General features: G+C 36.0%; 13 protein-coding genes. 4 read left to right on the forward strand and 9 right to left on the reverse strand.

The window, feature by feature from the left end; all coding sequences use genetic code 11:
- Positions 1-431 precede the first annotated feature (431 nt).
- From IPH66_01375 to IPH66_01415, 9 genes are all read right to left on the reverse strand, one after another.
- Complete coding sequence (locus tag IPH66_01375) at positions 432-4,373, reverse strand: Eco57I restriction-modification methylase domain-containing protein (protein MBK7128002.1); 3,942 nt, start codon at positions 4,371-4,373, stop codon at positions 432-434.
- A 31-nt stretch (positions 4,374-4,404) separates the two neighbouring features.
- Positions 4,405-5,412: a restriction endonuclease subunit M gene (locus IPH66_01380; protein MBK7128003.1), complete on the reverse strand. Its 1,008-nt coding sequence runs from the start codon at positions 5,410-5,412 to the stop codon at positions 4,405-4,407.
- The gene (locus IPH66_01385) at positions 5,413-5,613 is read right to left on the reverse strand and encodes a helix-turn-helix transcriptional regulator (protein ID MBK7128004.1); all 201 of its coding nucleotides are present in this window, start codon (positions 5,611-5,613) and stop codon (positions 5,413-5,415) included. It lies immediately after the preceding gene.
- A 309-nt stretch (positions 5,614-5,922) separates the two neighbouring features.
- Positions 5,923-7,059 (reverse strand): hypothetical protein, encoded by a 1,137-nt coding sequence (locus tag IPH66_01390; protein ID MBK7128005.1) that lies wholly within the window; start codon positions 7,057-7,059, stop codon positions 5,923-5,925.
- A 152-nt stretch (positions 7,060-7,211) separates the two neighbouring features.
- On the reverse strand, positions 7,212-7,919 hold the full coding sequence (locus IPH66_01395) for a tyrosine-type recombinase/integrase (GenBank protein ID MBK7128006.1): 708 nt from the start codon (positions 7,917-7,919) through the stop codon (positions 7,212-7,214).
- A 266-nt stretch (positions 7,920-8,185) separates the two neighbouring features.
- Positions 8,186-8,662 (reverse strand): phage integrase N-terminal SAM-like domain-containing protein, encoded by a 477-nt coding sequence (locus IPH66_01400; GenBank protein MBK7128007.1) that lies wholly within the window; start codon positions 8,660-8,662, stop codon positions 8,186-8,188.
- A gap of 248 nt (positions 8,663-8,910) precedes the next feature.
- Positions 8,911-9,489, reverse strand: coding sequence for a hypothetical protein (locus IPH66_01405; GenBank protein ID MBK7128008.1), 579 nt, complete (start codon positions 9,487-9,489; stop codon positions 8,911-8,913).
- Positions 9,486-9,947 carry a gliding motility-associated C-terminal domain-containing protein gene (locus tag IPH66_01410; protein MBK7128009.1) on the reverse strand — a complete coding sequence of 154 codons (462 nt, stop codon included), beginning with the start codon at positions 9,945-9,947 and terminating at the stop codon, positions 9,486-9,488. Before IPH66_01410 ends, IPH66_01405 begins: the two co-directional genes overlap by 4 nt.
- Before the next feature lie 65 nt (positions 9,948-10,012).
- Positions 10,013-11,458, reverse strand: coding sequence for an aldehyde dehydrogenase (locus IPH66_01415; GenBank protein MBK7128010.1), 1,446 nt, complete (start codon positions 11,456-11,458; stop codon positions 10,013-10,015).
- 90 nt (positions 11,459-11,548) lie between these two features.
- On the opposite strand from IPH66_01415, the gene IPH66_01420 reads away from it, so the two are divergent.
- The 4 genes from IPH66_01420 (at position 11,549) to IPH66_01435 (ending at position 15,981) form a co-directional block, all read left to right on the forward strand.
- A complete protein-coding gene (locus IPH66_01420; GenBank protein MBK7128011.1) occupies positions 11,549-12,652 on the forward strand; it encodes a hypothetical protein in 1,104 nt (367 codons plus the stop codon).
- Between the two features lie 167 nt (positions 12,653-12,819).
- The gene (gene tatA / locus IPH66_01425; protein ID MBK7128012.1) at positions 12,820-13,020 is read left to right on the forward strand and encodes a twin-arginine translocase TatA/TatE family subunit; all 201 of its coding nucleotides are present in this window, start codon (positions 12,820-12,822) and stop codon (positions 13,018-13,020) included.
- A gap of 5 nt (positions 13,021-13,025) precedes the next feature.
- Positions 13,026-14,441: an Asp-tRNA(Asn)/Glu-tRNA(Gln) amidotransferase subunit GatA gene (gatA, locus tag IPH66_01430; GenBank protein ID MBK7128013.1), complete on the forward strand. Its 1,416-nt coding sequence runs from the start codon at positions 13,026-13,028 to the stop codon at positions 14,439-14,441.
- A gap of 13 nt (positions 14,442-14,454) precedes the next feature.
- Positions 14,455-15,981: a LysM peptidoglycan-binding domain-containing protein gene (locus IPH66_01435; protein ID MBK7128014.1), complete on the forward strand. Its 1,527-nt coding sequence runs from the start codon at positions 14,455-14,457 to the stop codon at positions 15,979-15,981.
- Positions 15,982-15,984 lie beyond the last annotated feature (3 nt).

The following is a 15,984-nucleotide window of genomic DNA, read 5'->3' on the forward strand; positions in this document are numbered from 1 at the left end:
CATTATGTGTTAAAGCCACCCAAAAAGTTATTTCCGAAATTTTTTTTGACTGTTAAAGGTCAAAAAATTTCAGAATAACTTTTGGCCTTACACACTTTTTGAGATGCTACCTTAAAACAAAAAGGCTACGATTCTTTGTTGGATGTTTATTTTAATCTAAACCCATCTCTTTGCGAACCGCCGTATGCGAGACCCGCATCCCGATAGCTATCGGGAGTGGTGTGAGAGCCTAACCCTATTCCCATTTGGGAGTAGGGCGGGCTACTCGATTAGCGGTTCGGTGTTTTTTTCTGCCGCTTGATTGTCTGTCGTTTCGTCCGTGCGGTTGGGCAGGCATACTCTTTTGCAAGCTTTGGTCTGTGCGCTGGCTTGTGTGGCTTGCAAATGTGTATGACTGCGAAGGGTCGGCATAGTTGTCTGTTTATATTATTTTAAGCCATTGGTTTAATCATGCTTTCTATAAAACTAATTTCTTCCTTGGTCAAACGATACTTTTTATAAAGTTGCTTGTCAATTTCCTCGATTGACTTACTCCAATCAATATCTGATTTTGAAGTGAAGTTTTGAAGAGGAACAAATTGATAAGTTGTGGATGTACCATGTTGACTTATTTTTGCTAAACTATGCATGAATCTTGCAAATCTTGTTCTAAGATAGTTTGATAGGTTTTTGCTTGATATTTTATTTAAGCTTAATTCAGCACCTACAACTAAATATGTTTCTGTGCAAATTGTTTTAGGTTCACCAACAATAGAATTTTGGTTATCGTCATTTAACTCAGTACCAATATTATTTGATTCCGGCACATAAACTTTCCAAACGTCAATCCAATCTTTATGCGAATCGACTTCTGATTTATTAACATATCCTATTGCATTAGCTCGACCATAGCAGGCTATTGGTTCTTTAAGCCCCTTAGAACTGCTCCTAAACCTTTTATCTCGTATAAAGTATGTTCTAAAACCAAAAGCTTTTGCAGCAGACACATGCTTCGTTAGAGTTTCAAAATTTGGACTCTTGCTCAATTTTTCGATGATGGAAACTCCGATGCTATGACGGATTAGAATATCTGAATTTGGTGTTTTTAAGCTTCTTTGTTTAATGCTAGGAGTTAAATCATCTTTATATGTATGAACTTTTGTTAAATCATTTCTGTTATCATAATCCTTTTCCCACAAGAAATAACAAATCCCGCCTCTAAGATTTATGTTTTGAAAAATCAATTCAGGTTTAAGAAAATCGTGTAATTCTGAAATATGACTATCATTCAACATCTCATCTCTAAAATCATCTAATCCTCTTCCTCCTGCATACCATCTAGTAGGCATAATTAAAGATATAAAATCAGGATTATGTTTTCTAGCCACTTCCACAAAAAGATTGTAAATGGGTAAGGCTGTATTGCTATTTGCACCACCTTCTTTTTGCTGATAGGGTGGATTTCCGACTATTACATTGAACTTCATTTTCTTTTTATTTATTTTTATGTTTTCGCCTACATTCAATTTATTGTCTTTGATCAAATCATAGGAGGTGTAGTTTTTTTCAATAAGTTTAATATCTAATTCAAGTAAAGTGTAAACTTTTCTTGTAAACTCATAAGCTATTTTTGATGTAGGTATAGAGTAAAAATTGTTGGCTACATCCTTGCCATATTTTTTGTAAACAGCATAAACAAACTCCCCTTGTTTTGCTGCAATATCTAAAAGGATTGTAGAATTATTAATGACTTTGGCTGGCAATCCATTAATGATTTTGTCGGTTACAATTTCAGGGGTTACAATTTCAGAATCTGACAAGCGGCTAAACTTTTTCATAGCATTGCTTGCCCTTTCTATTGGAGTTATTGTTAAATCATTTGCTAATGAATTTATGTTTTGTATTTTATAATCAAGTTCACTTAATATAAATGGATTAAGATGTTTTTGAAATAATTCTAGAATAGCATTATCAAGATTTAAATTTGATGCAATTCGTAAATTATTTGTGTTGTCCTTAATTTGACTGATAACCTCTTGCAGTGATTTAACTCTTGAGTCCGTTAAAAATGAGAAGAATAAAATTCTTGCATAGAACATTGCAAATTGACCTTTATAGTCTACTTCTGCTTCATCCTCTGTGTCATTGGACTTCTTTGTACCTTCATCCGTTTCGTCATCTGTTTCAGTTCCTTCTTCAATATCTAACTCATCACCTTCGCCTAATGATGGCTTAATTTCAATACCTTGTCGAGAGCCAATTTGTCCTTGTTTTTCTATTTCAGCCTTGATTGCTTCAATATCCAATAAAGAATAATCAATTGATATAGTAGTTGCCTCATCAAACACGCTTCTACTACTTGAATATTCTCTAATTGCATCAAGAATGTCGGCTGGTTGTATTTGTACAATTTTATTGTTATTCAGAACAACAATGGGGGATATTTCAAGTTCTCTTTTTATTCTATCTTCTAATTTACTATTCCCGTTTGATTCGGTGTTCACATTATAAATCTGAGATTTATGTTCCTGCATTTGGAACATTCTGTTTGGGTTAAAATCAACCAACAAAGTTTGTGGCTTCATATTGTACTTAACAACATCACCACTTGGCTCCTTGAAAACTCTTATATATTGATTTTGTAAACGAAAAATAGCTTGGTCGTATTCTTGAGGGGATGCCGTGTCTTTGAGGTAAAGCATAGTATCCCATTCATGGACTGTACTACCTGTAAGCATCCTGTTTACTGTTAATGTTATAGTTTTTTTATTTTCACTTTCACATTTTTTTATTTTGGATTTTACAGATTGCGTGTCTTTAAAATTCTTTTCGTTCTCAACTCCTGAAATATTTATGATTTCGTAATTGCTAAGGTGCTTAAATTTTTGTTTCTTAATTAATGCTTCTAATGCATCACAAGATGCACGATAAGGCAAAACACAAACAATATGACGACACATTTTGCCATCTTTTATTTTGTCATAATCTAAGAAGCTTAATAAATTGGCATCTTTTTCAGATCCATCAATTACTTTGAATAAGTCAACTATTTCTTTCTCGTACTTGAATTTTTTATGTAGTTCTTTTTCTTTGTCTATGGTTATAGAATGAGGTTTGAATAGTTCTGAAAAAGCGTAGGTAACACCATTCTTTTTCATTTCTTCCATTTTCTTTCTCGAAGATTCATTAGGATTAAATGCAAATCGAATCATTTGAGGGAAACCATAATAGGGGTTATCCCATTCTTTAATTTCGTCTTTGTTTAAATTTTCTAAATCCCATTGTTCTTGGTCTTCGGCAATATTTGAAAACTGATAAAATGCAATGATATCATCGGCTGTAAACTCGCTATTCATCAATATGCGATAAGGAGTACCAGAAAGGTGAATGCGAATTTTAGCATTAAAAACCTTTGTATTGCTTTCTATATCATCTAAAGAATTGTCATTTAGTTTTAGTTCACTTTTAATTTCTTTTGCACTTAAATTTTCCTCCTTTAAAACTTTGCCATATTCAGTAGCTCTTGCTCCAAAGTGTGTTTCATCAATTAATAATAAGTCAACTTGGCTTTGAAATATTTTTTTATGCTTTGGTTTTATAATATCTCCTTGTAGGTCTTGTAAAGTAAGAAACAAAACAATTTTTTCATTTGCTTTTTGCTTATCAGCTATAATCGAATCGCTTACTAAAAGAGAATTACTATCGAGAAAACAATACCCATCAAATTTTAAATGACTTTCAGTTGTTCTTTTCCATTCTTCTTTAACATCCGCTTTAGCTGAAACAACTATTACAAGTTTTGCATTCATTTCAACCGCGCAGCACATAGAGGTAAATGATTTACCAAAACGCATAACCGCATACATTAAAAGGTTTTTTCTTCCCTTTTTTATCGCCTTCTTAAAATTATTTATTGTTTCTTGTTGGTTAGGTCTTGGGTTGTAATTTTCATTTCTGATGTATTTATGAGTAATTGGAATATGACTTTCATCAAAACGATAATATTGATATTTTGATTCGTTCTTCTTATGCCCAATCTTAATATCGTTTATCGCATCTTGCAGGTCTTTCTCTGTTGCGTTTTTGAAAAATTCATTTGAATAATAAGGGATATTTTTTAAAGCACCTTTTTCTAAACGGATTCTTTTTAATTCGGTTTCTAAAAAATAATGAACTGCATAATCTCTGAAAAACGTTTCATCATCAACCTTTGCCACATTACCAAACTTCTTTTCAAGGTTTGGGAAAAATTTTCTCCATTCATTTAACCTTGTTTCAACGGGACGATATGTGTCACCAACTTTAAGATAATTTGGTATTGTTTCCGTTGTAAATGCGTAAATCTGAGGTTCAACTCTTCCGATAATTAACTCATTAAGAATATCTACATTTATTTTTTTTTACTTCTGACATAGTTATTCTTGTTTATTTGTTAAGTAGGTCAATAAATCTTTTTGCTTTGCCAATTGATCCTGTTTCATTATCCTTTTCATCCCAATCCATAATTTTACAATATTTCCCATTGTGTGTTAAAATGTTTTGCGTTTTACACCCATTGCACTTAACAATTTCATTCACTGTATTTCCAAACAAATCGCTATGCTCTTTAATTACATCTGTGCAACTATTAGGCACAACTCCTTTCAATCCATCCATCTGCCAAACATTCCATGAAATAATATTAGCGATGTTCTGAATTGATTTTAATAATGGCTCTTTCTCGAATTTGTGAGTATAATTTTCAATAAATGTTATAAGCATCGCTTCACGTGCAAGTAGCAAACTATCACCTTGCCATTCAAAAGCGTAAGTGTTTTTATATGCAATTTGAGATGCTTTTAACCAATCTTCTCTTGAATAAACATTTTCATTAATTACTCTTAATTTTCTGTCCAAAATTCCAATTCGATTTTTAACTGGTATAAACTCTCCTGTTGTACTATCATATCTGCTTGTAATGTATGGTGCTTCTCCACAAGAAATTTCTAGACGAGTGTCAAGAACATAATCTTTCCAAGTCTTACCTTTTGGATATGTTATTTTCTCGCTGTTTGTTTCCCAAATTTTAGAACCATCTTTAGCTAATATTTCTGTATTGAATACATTTTCTCTGCCAAACCAAGTATTATCAATTAAGTTGTTTTGAGCATTACATATCCAGGAAGGAGTAAAAACTTCTGCCATTTCTTTGGATCTAGACAGTTGCAAAAGTTTGTCTTTATGCACTCTTGGCATTATAATACTTCCATAGTCACCTGAAATTAGATCGGGTAAAATTTGAGAATGGAAACTGTACTTCTCTCCAATGTGTTCGTAATTCTCGGTAGCCCAAAAGATGTTTTGCTGTGTGGTGTGGTCAAGCAGGAGTGTGTCGAGAACATGAGGATATTTCTCGATTAATTCATTTTCTAATATGTCGATTCCTGTCCGCACTTATATTTTTACTTTGTTAGATTTTAAAAGGTCTTTTACATCAATTTCAAGAATATTGGCTATTTCGTAAAGAATTTCTAGTCTTGGTTGCTGTCTGTTTTGAACATAGGCATTTACCATGTTGTAGCTTTTGCCTAATTGTTCAGCAAGCCAAGTCTGCTTAATACCTTTTTCGTCCAACACTTCTTTTATTCTATTCATTTGTCTAAATGATGTATAGTCGCAAATATAGTTTTTAATTATATGGTATCTCATTTTACAAGATAAAAAGTAATCAAATTATTTTCAACATTCTTGTCGGTGCGATGGGAAAAAAATGGCTCTTTTGGTTTTGCGAAGGGTCGGCTTGTGTGTCGGGCAAAACCAAATGTGCCCTTTTGTGCGGTTGGCTGTCTTTTTACACTGACCGCTAACGGTTTCCAAGCAGGCGTAGTTTTTTGCTAAGTCCAAGTTATACATTTGAGCTTTAATGCGCAAAAAATTACGCTTGCTTGGTGTTAGCGGTTCGTGCTATTTCTTCCATGTTGCAAGGTTTGTTGTCGTCTGTGGTAAACTTTGAATGAATGTGTCGTCAACCTGTCCAATGTTGTTTACTGCTTCGTCAAATTTTTGCTCAAGCCAAGCCGCTGAATTATGTGTCAGTTTAACATACGCCTTTCTCATTAGCGACTTTGTCGGTTTAATATTTTGCTCGCCTTTGTCAAACCTTCGTCTTGTTGAAGGAAAACTGTCATAGTCAAATTTGTGGATTAGGTCTGAAAGCAAAATACCGTCTGCCATTGTCCCGTTGATGAAAACAGGGTCTTTAACTCTAAGATAAATTGGCCAGTTCTTTTTCCATGACCGCTGAGCAATTTCTTGTTTTGAAGCTATGTCCCTTCCCTCTGTAAATTTCAGTGCGGTTGCTTTTCCAAAAATTGCATAGTCGTAAGGGCTCTCTGTCATACGAGCCATAAAAACAATGTCTCCTTCGTTGACTTGTTGCGGCTTTTTATTTAACGGAAAACCACAACCATAATGACAAAGTGCTCTGTCAATTTCCTCTTTTATTGAAAAATCCAATCCAACTCTGTTGTCAGCTTTGCCAAAGAACTTGATGTAATAATTTTTGGTATTGTCAAAACTTGTTGCCGATGCTCCGAAGTCGGGAAGTGTGCTTGCCTTACCTTTTTGAACAACAATCCCAGCAAGTTTTTGCTCCCAATTATCGCAATCCTGAACAGTCAATTTGTGTGACGCGATTTGTTTGAGTTGGATAAAATAATTATGGAGGTCATGAATAACTGTTTTGTCAGTCGTGAAAATGCCGCACTCATAATTGCTTACAAGTCCACCATTTGTCAAGTTGGCGGATGTAACGATGGCGGCTCTTTTGTCAAACAAGTAAACTTTGCTGTGAAGTTCTTTAATACCGTAAATGCTTGCCCCGCTCTCAACGGAAAACTTTAGTCCTGCTAAACTTGAAACTGTCATAGCGAAGTCCTGTAAGTTGTAACGAGTAATTAGTTCAAAGTCGTTGAAGTCAAACTGGCTTTGAACTTTACGTAATACCTGTTCCTTGACGAATGGAGAAATGATTTTCAGCTCCCTTGTACGAGGTAGCTCGTCAAGAAATTTTTTATACCAATTTTTTAAATATAATTCCATTTGTCAGTTCGTTTTTTGTACTCAGTTTGAAGTCGGTACTGTCGTCCAAGCATGACCGCTAACTAGTTTATACCCGAAACTCCATTTCGCTTATCCTGCTAATTTTGGAAGATTTGCGAAGGTTTGTTTCGTTTATTCAAATATATCACTTTTTATAAATCATCAAAGGGTGAATGTATGTTTTGTATGCTTTTCATTGAAACATGTGTGTAAATTTCGGTTGTCTTACTATGACTGTGTCCTAACAGTTCTTGAATAAATCTTAAATCTGTGCCTGACTCTAATAAATGTGTTGCATAACTGTGCCTGAGCCAATGCAGTGTAACGGGTTTATTAATTTTTGTTTTTTGTAATGCTTGTTTTAAAACCATCTGAGCACTTCGTGCGGTATATTGTTCGCCCTCATTTTGACCTTCAAATAAATATACTTTGGGCTTGAATGCAACATAATAATCTCTGAGCAGTTCAAGTATTTTTGAACTTAAGGGTATGACACGATCTTTTTTACCCTTCGATTGTTTAATCAACACAAGGTTTCGTTTACTATCGATATCAGAAGGTTTCAGCGCTAAAAGTTCGCTTATTCGCAAACCACAGCTATAAATTAATGACAACATTACCCGATGTTTTGTATTAACAGGTGCGCTCAAAATCGCTTTCACATCTTCTTTACTCAGTACATTGGGTAATTTTTTTTCACGCCGCGGACGATGAATTAAATCTACCTCAATCTGCTTATGCTCTATAGTTCCAAAAAATAATTTTACGGCATTCACAACCTGATTCTGATAAGCGTGTGACAATTTTTTTGCTAATACATATTTATTCACTATTGTCCGGGGAAAAAGTAAAATATTCAGATAAAGCTTTCCCGGCCATCAAAAAAGATAGGTGATAATTCGCGGCGAATTCTTAGTAAGGACGGGAAGCTCCGTACAGAGAACGTTCCTTCAATTACAAATGTTCCGGAGATCACCCGTCCGCACTTAGAATTTGCAAGAAGTATTGCCTGTCTTTTTTGCGGGCCTTGACTTTTTGCTTCTTTTGGGTCAAGCCAAAAGAAGAAAGAAACTAAATTGAAAAGCGGTAACCATAAGTAAGCCCCAAACGTGATTATGTGTTGGCATCACCTGATATTATTGAGATAACGGATGCTATCAAATGTTTTTATCGGACAGTAGTGATATTCATTGTTAAATGCAATAATATCTTGCTCATTAAAATTTTCTAATTTCTTATTTTCAAAATGAGCAAGAAATGTACGCACGCAATCAGTATAAGTTTTTATGGTAGTGCTTGCGTAACGTTTTGACTGCATGAATTTCACAAACGAGTCAATTGCAAGATTTTTTTCTTCACTCAACCTCAGGTAGGCAGGAATTTTTTCACGGCACAACCGCTTAATTTCAAGTTCCGGAAATTCAACTAGTAATTTCTGGCAATGCATTTCATTGCTTTCAATCAGCCAACAGCGCTGAGAGTAACTCCAGCGCACTCCTTCAATTTTTTTGATTCTCTGAATTAACTGATTGTTGTAAGGAAAATAAATTCCAATCACAGGTTTTCCTTTATGCAGAATTTCTTCTGCGCTCATCTGCTCCATAGCTCTCTCACATTAAATTTGAATTCAAAAGTAGAAAAAAAATGAATTGAAAGGCGTTGCATTAATTCAATGCACAAAATTTCAAATGTCTATTTTATGCCTTTAACAAGAGAAGGATTAAAAATCACCAAATTATTTTATACTACTGACAGCCTTTTTTTTTGATGTTCACCGTTCCATTTTCCCTAACCCCTAACCCCTAACCCCTAACCCCTAACCCCTAATCCCTAATCCCTAACCCCTAATCTCTAACCCCTAACCCCGAGCTGCTTCAAAAAATAATCAGATAATTGTTTAGCTAAAATGATACTGACACCCAATACATAATTCACATGCTCAGTTGATACAAAGCGGTTGAGAATAAAGCCGGTCAGCGCTAGAATAATGGCAGCAACAATTAAATGTTTGTACGTAGATTTTTCTGCCGATGCGGCGGTGTTTTTTTTAAACTCACCTGAAAAAATATAACTGATTAAAAAATCTATGGCGGTTATTGCTACAATGGTATAAAATATTTCTAGGGTGATGTATGCTTCCATCTCTTGCCTTGAGCCATCAAAGTTTTGTCCCATGGCTATCATAATAAGCAAAATGAAAATTGGAAAACAAAGTGTAAACCTGAGGGTGCTGCCTAATTTTGGCCAGAACCCTGACTGCCACGCAAGCCATATTTTTAGTATGGTTTCGGCTCCTGTTAATACCAAATCAATGCAATAATAAAGGAATAAATCACCAATACTCCAGCCAAAAACAAATACGCCAATTAGTGGCACTGCTAATTTAATGACAAGCAATATTTCATTTTTATAATGACTGATTAGTTTCATAAACAAGGTTTATATGCATCACTAGCCGGTGAGATAAATGTTGTACCTGACCATTGCAAATCAAAAACGCAAGATGATGAGTGTTGAATGCAACTGCCTTTATATTCAGAGATGATACACAAGTTGCCAATGTGTTCAATAGATGTTCCATCCAATGTTGTGGCGTTCAACTCATACTCATAAACTCCGTTGAGTGTTTTACTTTGATAGGTGCCATCCCACATAAAGGAAGAACTGTTGGTTGAATACAAAGTTTTTCCAAATTTATCTTTGACAATAAATTCAAAACCGGCAAGGCCTGAATCAATTGGGTAAAGCAGATCATTTGCCCCGTCACCGTCGGGCGTAAATATATTGGGTATGCCTAAATAGGCTGTTTCTGATGAGAAAATGAATGGCGGACTAGCACAGCAATTTTTATCAATATTTTGACGCTTGCATGAAAAAAATATCGGCATAAAAATTAAAAAACCTAAACAAGTTTTACTGAATATTTTTAGCGTGATTGCCGTCATACTTTACTTTATCTTTTTACAAAAATATTTTTTGATTCAGTAAAAAAACGAAGTGCTTCAAAACCACCTTCACGACCCACACCGGAAGATTTTACACCACCAAATGGCGTGCGCAAATCACGCACTAACCAGGCATTAATCCAAACTATTCCACTTTCAATTTGATCAGCCATGCGATGTGCTTTTTTGAGATCAGAGGTCCACAAGGTGGCAGCCAAACCGTATTGTGTTGAGTTAGCCATCATCAAAACTTCTTCTTCACTATCAAAAGGTGTGATGGTAACAACCGGACCAAAAATTTCTTCTTGATTCACGCGGCAATTATATGTTAATCCTTCAATTACGGTGGGTTGTAAATAATATCCATCTTGATATTCACCTTCAAGCAAAACTCTTTGGCCACCGGCAAGTACAGTGCCACCTTCTTGTTTAGCCAATTCAATGTATGACAATATTTTTTCCATGTGTGATTTAGAAACAACGGCACCTAATTTTGCCTTTGGATCAGTTGGATAAGATACCGTAGTTTGTTTTACTTTTTCAACAAATGCATTCTTGAATTTTTCATACAAAGGTCGCTCAATAAAAATGCGTGAACCGCAAAGACAAATTTGTCCCTGATTAGCAAATGATGAGCGCATGGTGGTTGACAGCATATCATCAAAATCACAATCAGCAAAAATGATGTTTGGATTTTTTCCACCCAATTCAAGAGATAATTTTTTAAACATGGGCGCAGCAATGGATGAAATCATTTCTCCTGTTTTTGTTCCACCGGTGAATGATATAGCTTTTATTTCAGGATGTCTGGTCATGGCATCACCAACCTTGTGTCCGAATCCATGTATAATATTTAATACCCCTGCCGGCATACCTGCTTCAATACAAATTTCAGATAATAAATAAGCGGTCATTGGGGTAACTTCAGATGGCTTTGCTATTACACAATTTCCGGCTGCCAATGCGGGTGCAATTTTCCACGTGAACAAATAGAGTGGGAGATTCCACGGAGAAATACATCCAACAATTCCAATTGGTTTGCGCGTGGTGTAATTAAATCCTTCAGATTCCATGTGATGTGATTCAGACGCAAAGTGCAAAATTGCCGTGGCAAAAAATTTAAAATTACTTACCGCACGCGGAATATCAACAGCGCGTGCAAGAGAAAGAGGCTTGCCGTTATCCAATGATTCTGCCTCAGCAAACTTTTCAAGATTTTGTTCAATGAGTGCAGAGACGCGCAGCATAATATCTGAACGCTTTTCTTTTGACATAGATGACCATTCAACAAAAGCTGATTTGGCTGCTTTCACGGCTTGTTCAACATCATCAGCACCTGAATCAGGAATCATTGAGTACACTTTACCACGAGATGGGTCTACGTTTTCTATGTATTGGTCGAAAACCGGATTTTGAAGTTGACCACCGATGTAATTTTTTATAACTTTAAGCATAGTTAGTAGTAAAAACGATACTGCAGGAAACTAAGCACCCAAATTAGCCCGGCGATTGAAGTTACAGGTAATCAGATTAATTCCGCTGCTGTGGGTATAAAGTTAAACATATTATTTATTGCGTTGCTCATTCACGCAGCTGGCTTTACTGAAGAAAAATTTCTCAGCATCAAGGGAGTGGTTTTGGAAGAGGAAACCAAAACAGAAATGACCGGTTATTCTATTAAACTGGTGCAAGATAAATTAGATTCCAATTCCGTTGATTTTTCAAAACCTGAATTTCAGGTATGGGCGCCGGCTAACAGACGTACTATCGTATATTTCAGCAAACCGGGTTACGTTACAAAACAGGTTTATATTGATGCCTCGTACATTCCCTCTATTGCCTTCAAAGAAAAACAGCAAATTGAGTTAGAAATATTTATGACACCCGTGGAGAAAACGGGTAAAAGAAATTTTTCAAAACCCATCATTACAGCTGCGTATGATGCAAGGTCAAATGCATTTACAGTTAAGGAAGAAGATGTTTCAACCAACGGAAATAACAGCGCAGCTAAATTAGATGCAAATTATTTACCCCCATTTCCTGCACCGGTTGACACATATAAAGCAGTGCAACCAACAGCAAATGATTTGGGATTAACCCAGAGTTTTAATAAAGAAAAAACCAAAGCAGGTGCTGAATTGACAAAATTTATTCAGGGAATTTTATTTGCTGATTTGAATTATTGCTTTTTCAATGAGCGTACGAATGATGCTAATGTGATATTGGCAACCCTTGCTGAAATTGACCCGGTAGTTTGGGGTGCACTCAAACCGTTTGATTCACCGGAGTATGGAAAAATTGTGATGCGCACCATGAATCGTGAACAGTCAGCAGATACTTTATTTGCGTTAGGTGCATGCATTGAAACCAGCCGATTGATTTTTTTAAATTTTACCAGTGAAACCAAAATCATTGTTCATTTAAAAAAGATGCGAGAAATAATTTCAAGTTGGCAACCAACGGACTTAACACAGAAACAAAGTGAAATGGTAGATGCTTTACGAAATTTAATTCCGCTTATTGAAGAATTAGAATCAAGATACACGGAGAATTTACGCAACAAAGTGGAGTTTGATTTGCAAACAGATGCATCGTTCCAATCTATTCAACAAGCCAATCAGACAATTTATCAATCATTGATTGAATAATCAAACTAGTATTTCCGTGCGTTTCAATCCGCTGTGGTTGTGCAGGTGCAGTTCTATTATTGCAGACTTCTATCTAAGCCTGAGTCCGTTGATTTTTGTGGAATTATAACCATATTCTGGATTATTCGTACATTTGCACCAGAATACACCAATAAATACGCCATAAAATGGAAAATTTAGCACGCGCCGGAATCATGGGACCATGGCAAATAGTCCTGATCATTGCAATTGTACTGCTCTTATTTGGCGGTAAAAAAATTCCGGAATTAATGCGTGGTATGGGTAAAGGAATCAGAGGTTTTAAAGAAGAGATGCGCGGTGAAGGAGAAGATCCGAAAAAATCAACCGGCGTAAAAACTGAAGAATAATTTCTATGTACCACAGCTTTGATGAGATCAGGGATGCCCTTGACCGTGGGACTTCTGTTGAATCAATTACCCGGTACTATCTGCAAAAAATTGAAGAGAAAAAACATCTCAACGCTTTTCTTGAGGTATTTACAGATACCGCATTAGCACAAGCAAAACTGGTAGACGAAAAATTGAAAACCAAAACAGCCGGTCGGTTGGCGGGTATGGTCATTGGTTTAAAAGATAATCTTGCGTATAAAGATCATAAAGTTTCTGCTGCATCAAAAATATTAGAAGGATTTGTATCTATCTATACTGCCACAGCCGTGCAACGTTTGCTTGATGAAGATGCAGTAATCATTGGACGTCTCAACTGCGATGAATTTGCAATGGGTAGTTCTAATGAAAATTCGGCTTTTGGAAATGTATTAAATCCACACAATGAAAAAACAGTACCCGGGGGCTCATCCGGAGGTTCTGCCGTTGCTGTTGCCGCCGGTTTGTGCACTGCTTCATTAGGCACTGATACCGGAGGATCAATTAGACAGCCTGCTTCATTCACCGGAACTATTGGGTTTAAACCAACCTATGGCAGAATTTCACGCTATGGATTATTGGCATACGCATCATCATTTGATCAAATTGGACCTTTTGCTAATAGTGTAAAAGATATTGCTTTGCTTACTGAAATCATGTCAGGCAAAGATGAGTTTGACAGTACGCTGCTGCAAGAAAATTCAGCCAACTTTTTACCCGAATTTAATGCAGATAAAAAATTGCGCATTGCCTACATCAAAGATTGTATTGACGCAGAAGGGATAGATACTGAAGTTAAAAACAGATTACTTCAACTCATTGATGAACTAAAAAAACAAGGGCATGTTGTTGACGCGGTTGATTTTCCATATCTCAACTACATGATTCCAACTTATTATGTACTAACAACAGCAGAAGCATCATCTAATTATGCGCGGTATGATGGCGTACATTTTGGGTATCATTCAAAAAATGCCATTGGGGTAGAAGACACCTATAAAAAATCACGCTCTGAAGGTTTTGGTGAAGAAGTGAAAAGACGCATTATGCTGGGCACATTTGTTTTGTCTCAGGGGTATTATGATGCATACTATACTAAAGGTCAAAAAGTGCGCAGGGTGATTCAAAATAAAACAAAAGAAATTTTTTCAAATCACGATTTTATTCTTTTGCCAACTACACCAAGCACAGCGTTTGAAGCCGGTGCTGTATCTGATCCAATTCAAATGTATTTGCAGGATATTTTTACTGTACAAGCAAATCTTTCAGGTAATCCGGCAATTTCATTACCTTTAGGCAATCACTCCAACGGTCTGCCGTTTGGAATTCAGGTAATGGGAAAACATTTTGATGAAGCCGGCTTGCTTTCATTCTCTGATTATCTGATGAAAAATTGCAGATAGGTAAAGAGATATCATGAAGCAGAAAGTTAGTTTTTTATTTTTCGTCCTATTTTCTTTTATCGGGTTTTCTCAACCTGATTCAACACGTGCGGTTAATCCTGATTCACTTACCTATCTGAGATTTATTGATGTGGTTGAATCATCCATTTTTGAACATTACAAAGAAGTGTGGGGATCAGAACAAGCATATCACATCATTGACTCTTTGGGTTATGAAGAGGATTACAAACCTACATTCCCTGACTCAGTTTACATTGCCCGACTTGAAGCGCTTGATAAAAAAACATTGATTGATATTGAAGCCAATGCTGTTGTCATTAGCACCATAAAATACTTTGTAAGCAAGCGCAGAAATTTTACAGCTGTTTGTCTGGGACGATCAAAATTATATTTCCCCATGTATGAAACTTATCTGTCTCATCATGGAATTCCAATGGAACTAAAATATTTATCTGTGATAGAAAGTGGATTGCGTCCTACAGTCAAATCTCGCGTTGGTGCTACCGGTTTATGGCAATTTATGTATGCAACCGGACGATCATACGGCCTTGAAAGTGATTCATACATTGATGAACGTATGAACCCTGAACTAGCTACTGATGCAGCTTGTCGGTATTTGAAATATCTCTATGGTTTATACGGTGATTGGAGTCTTGCACTTGCTGCCTATAACGCAGGGCCGGGCAATGTGAACAAAGCCATTCAGCGTTCAGGCGGTAAAATGACGTATTGGGAAATCAGACCTTTTTTACCGGAAGAAACTCAAATGTATGTGCCTAATTTTATTGCCATGTTGTACATGATGACCTATTATGCTGAACACAATATTGTGCCGCAAGAAGTCAAAGTTCATTTTTACGAAGTAGACACTGTTTGCCTGAAACATGCAGTAAGAATTTCTCATATTGATTCTGTTTTGGATATTACGTCAGAAGATTTTTTATATCTCAATCCGGTTTACAAAACTGATATTATTCCTAAAACAGAAGAGAAGCAATGTATTTCTTTGCCGCTTGAAAAAATCAGTTTGTTTTTGCAGTATGAAGATAGTTTGTATGCACTGGATGCAAAACTTGATTCTACCGGGTCACGTTTTGTTACCATGGAAAAAAAGAAAACTCATACCGTTCAACCTGATGAAACTATTGTCACCATTGCTGAAAAATATGGTGTAACCATGGTAGAAATAAAAACATGGAATGATATGAAAACGAGTACCGTTTTTCCGGGTCAGAAATTGACTATTATGGTAAAAGAAAAGAAATATATTGAAGGCGGTGGAGGTACAACAGGATCAACCGGAACAACCACTTCCTCAACAAACAGCACAAGTTCAAGTTCAACAAATTCTGGTTCAAGCACCACGCAAAACACCACTAGTGACGGAAACTATAAATATTATGCGCTCAAATCAGGAGAAAGTTTGTGGACCGTCAGCCAGAAATTTGGCATTCCGTTTGACGAATTACAGGAGATGAATAAAGGGCTTGATCCAAAAAAATTACAGCCCGGTCAGAAAATCATCATCGGTAAAAATTAGGAC

The organism is Crocinitomicaceae bacterium (assembly GCA_016708105.1).
GTDB lineage: Bacteria > Bacteroidota > Bacteroidia > Flavobacteriales_D > Crocinitomicaceae > JADJGJ01.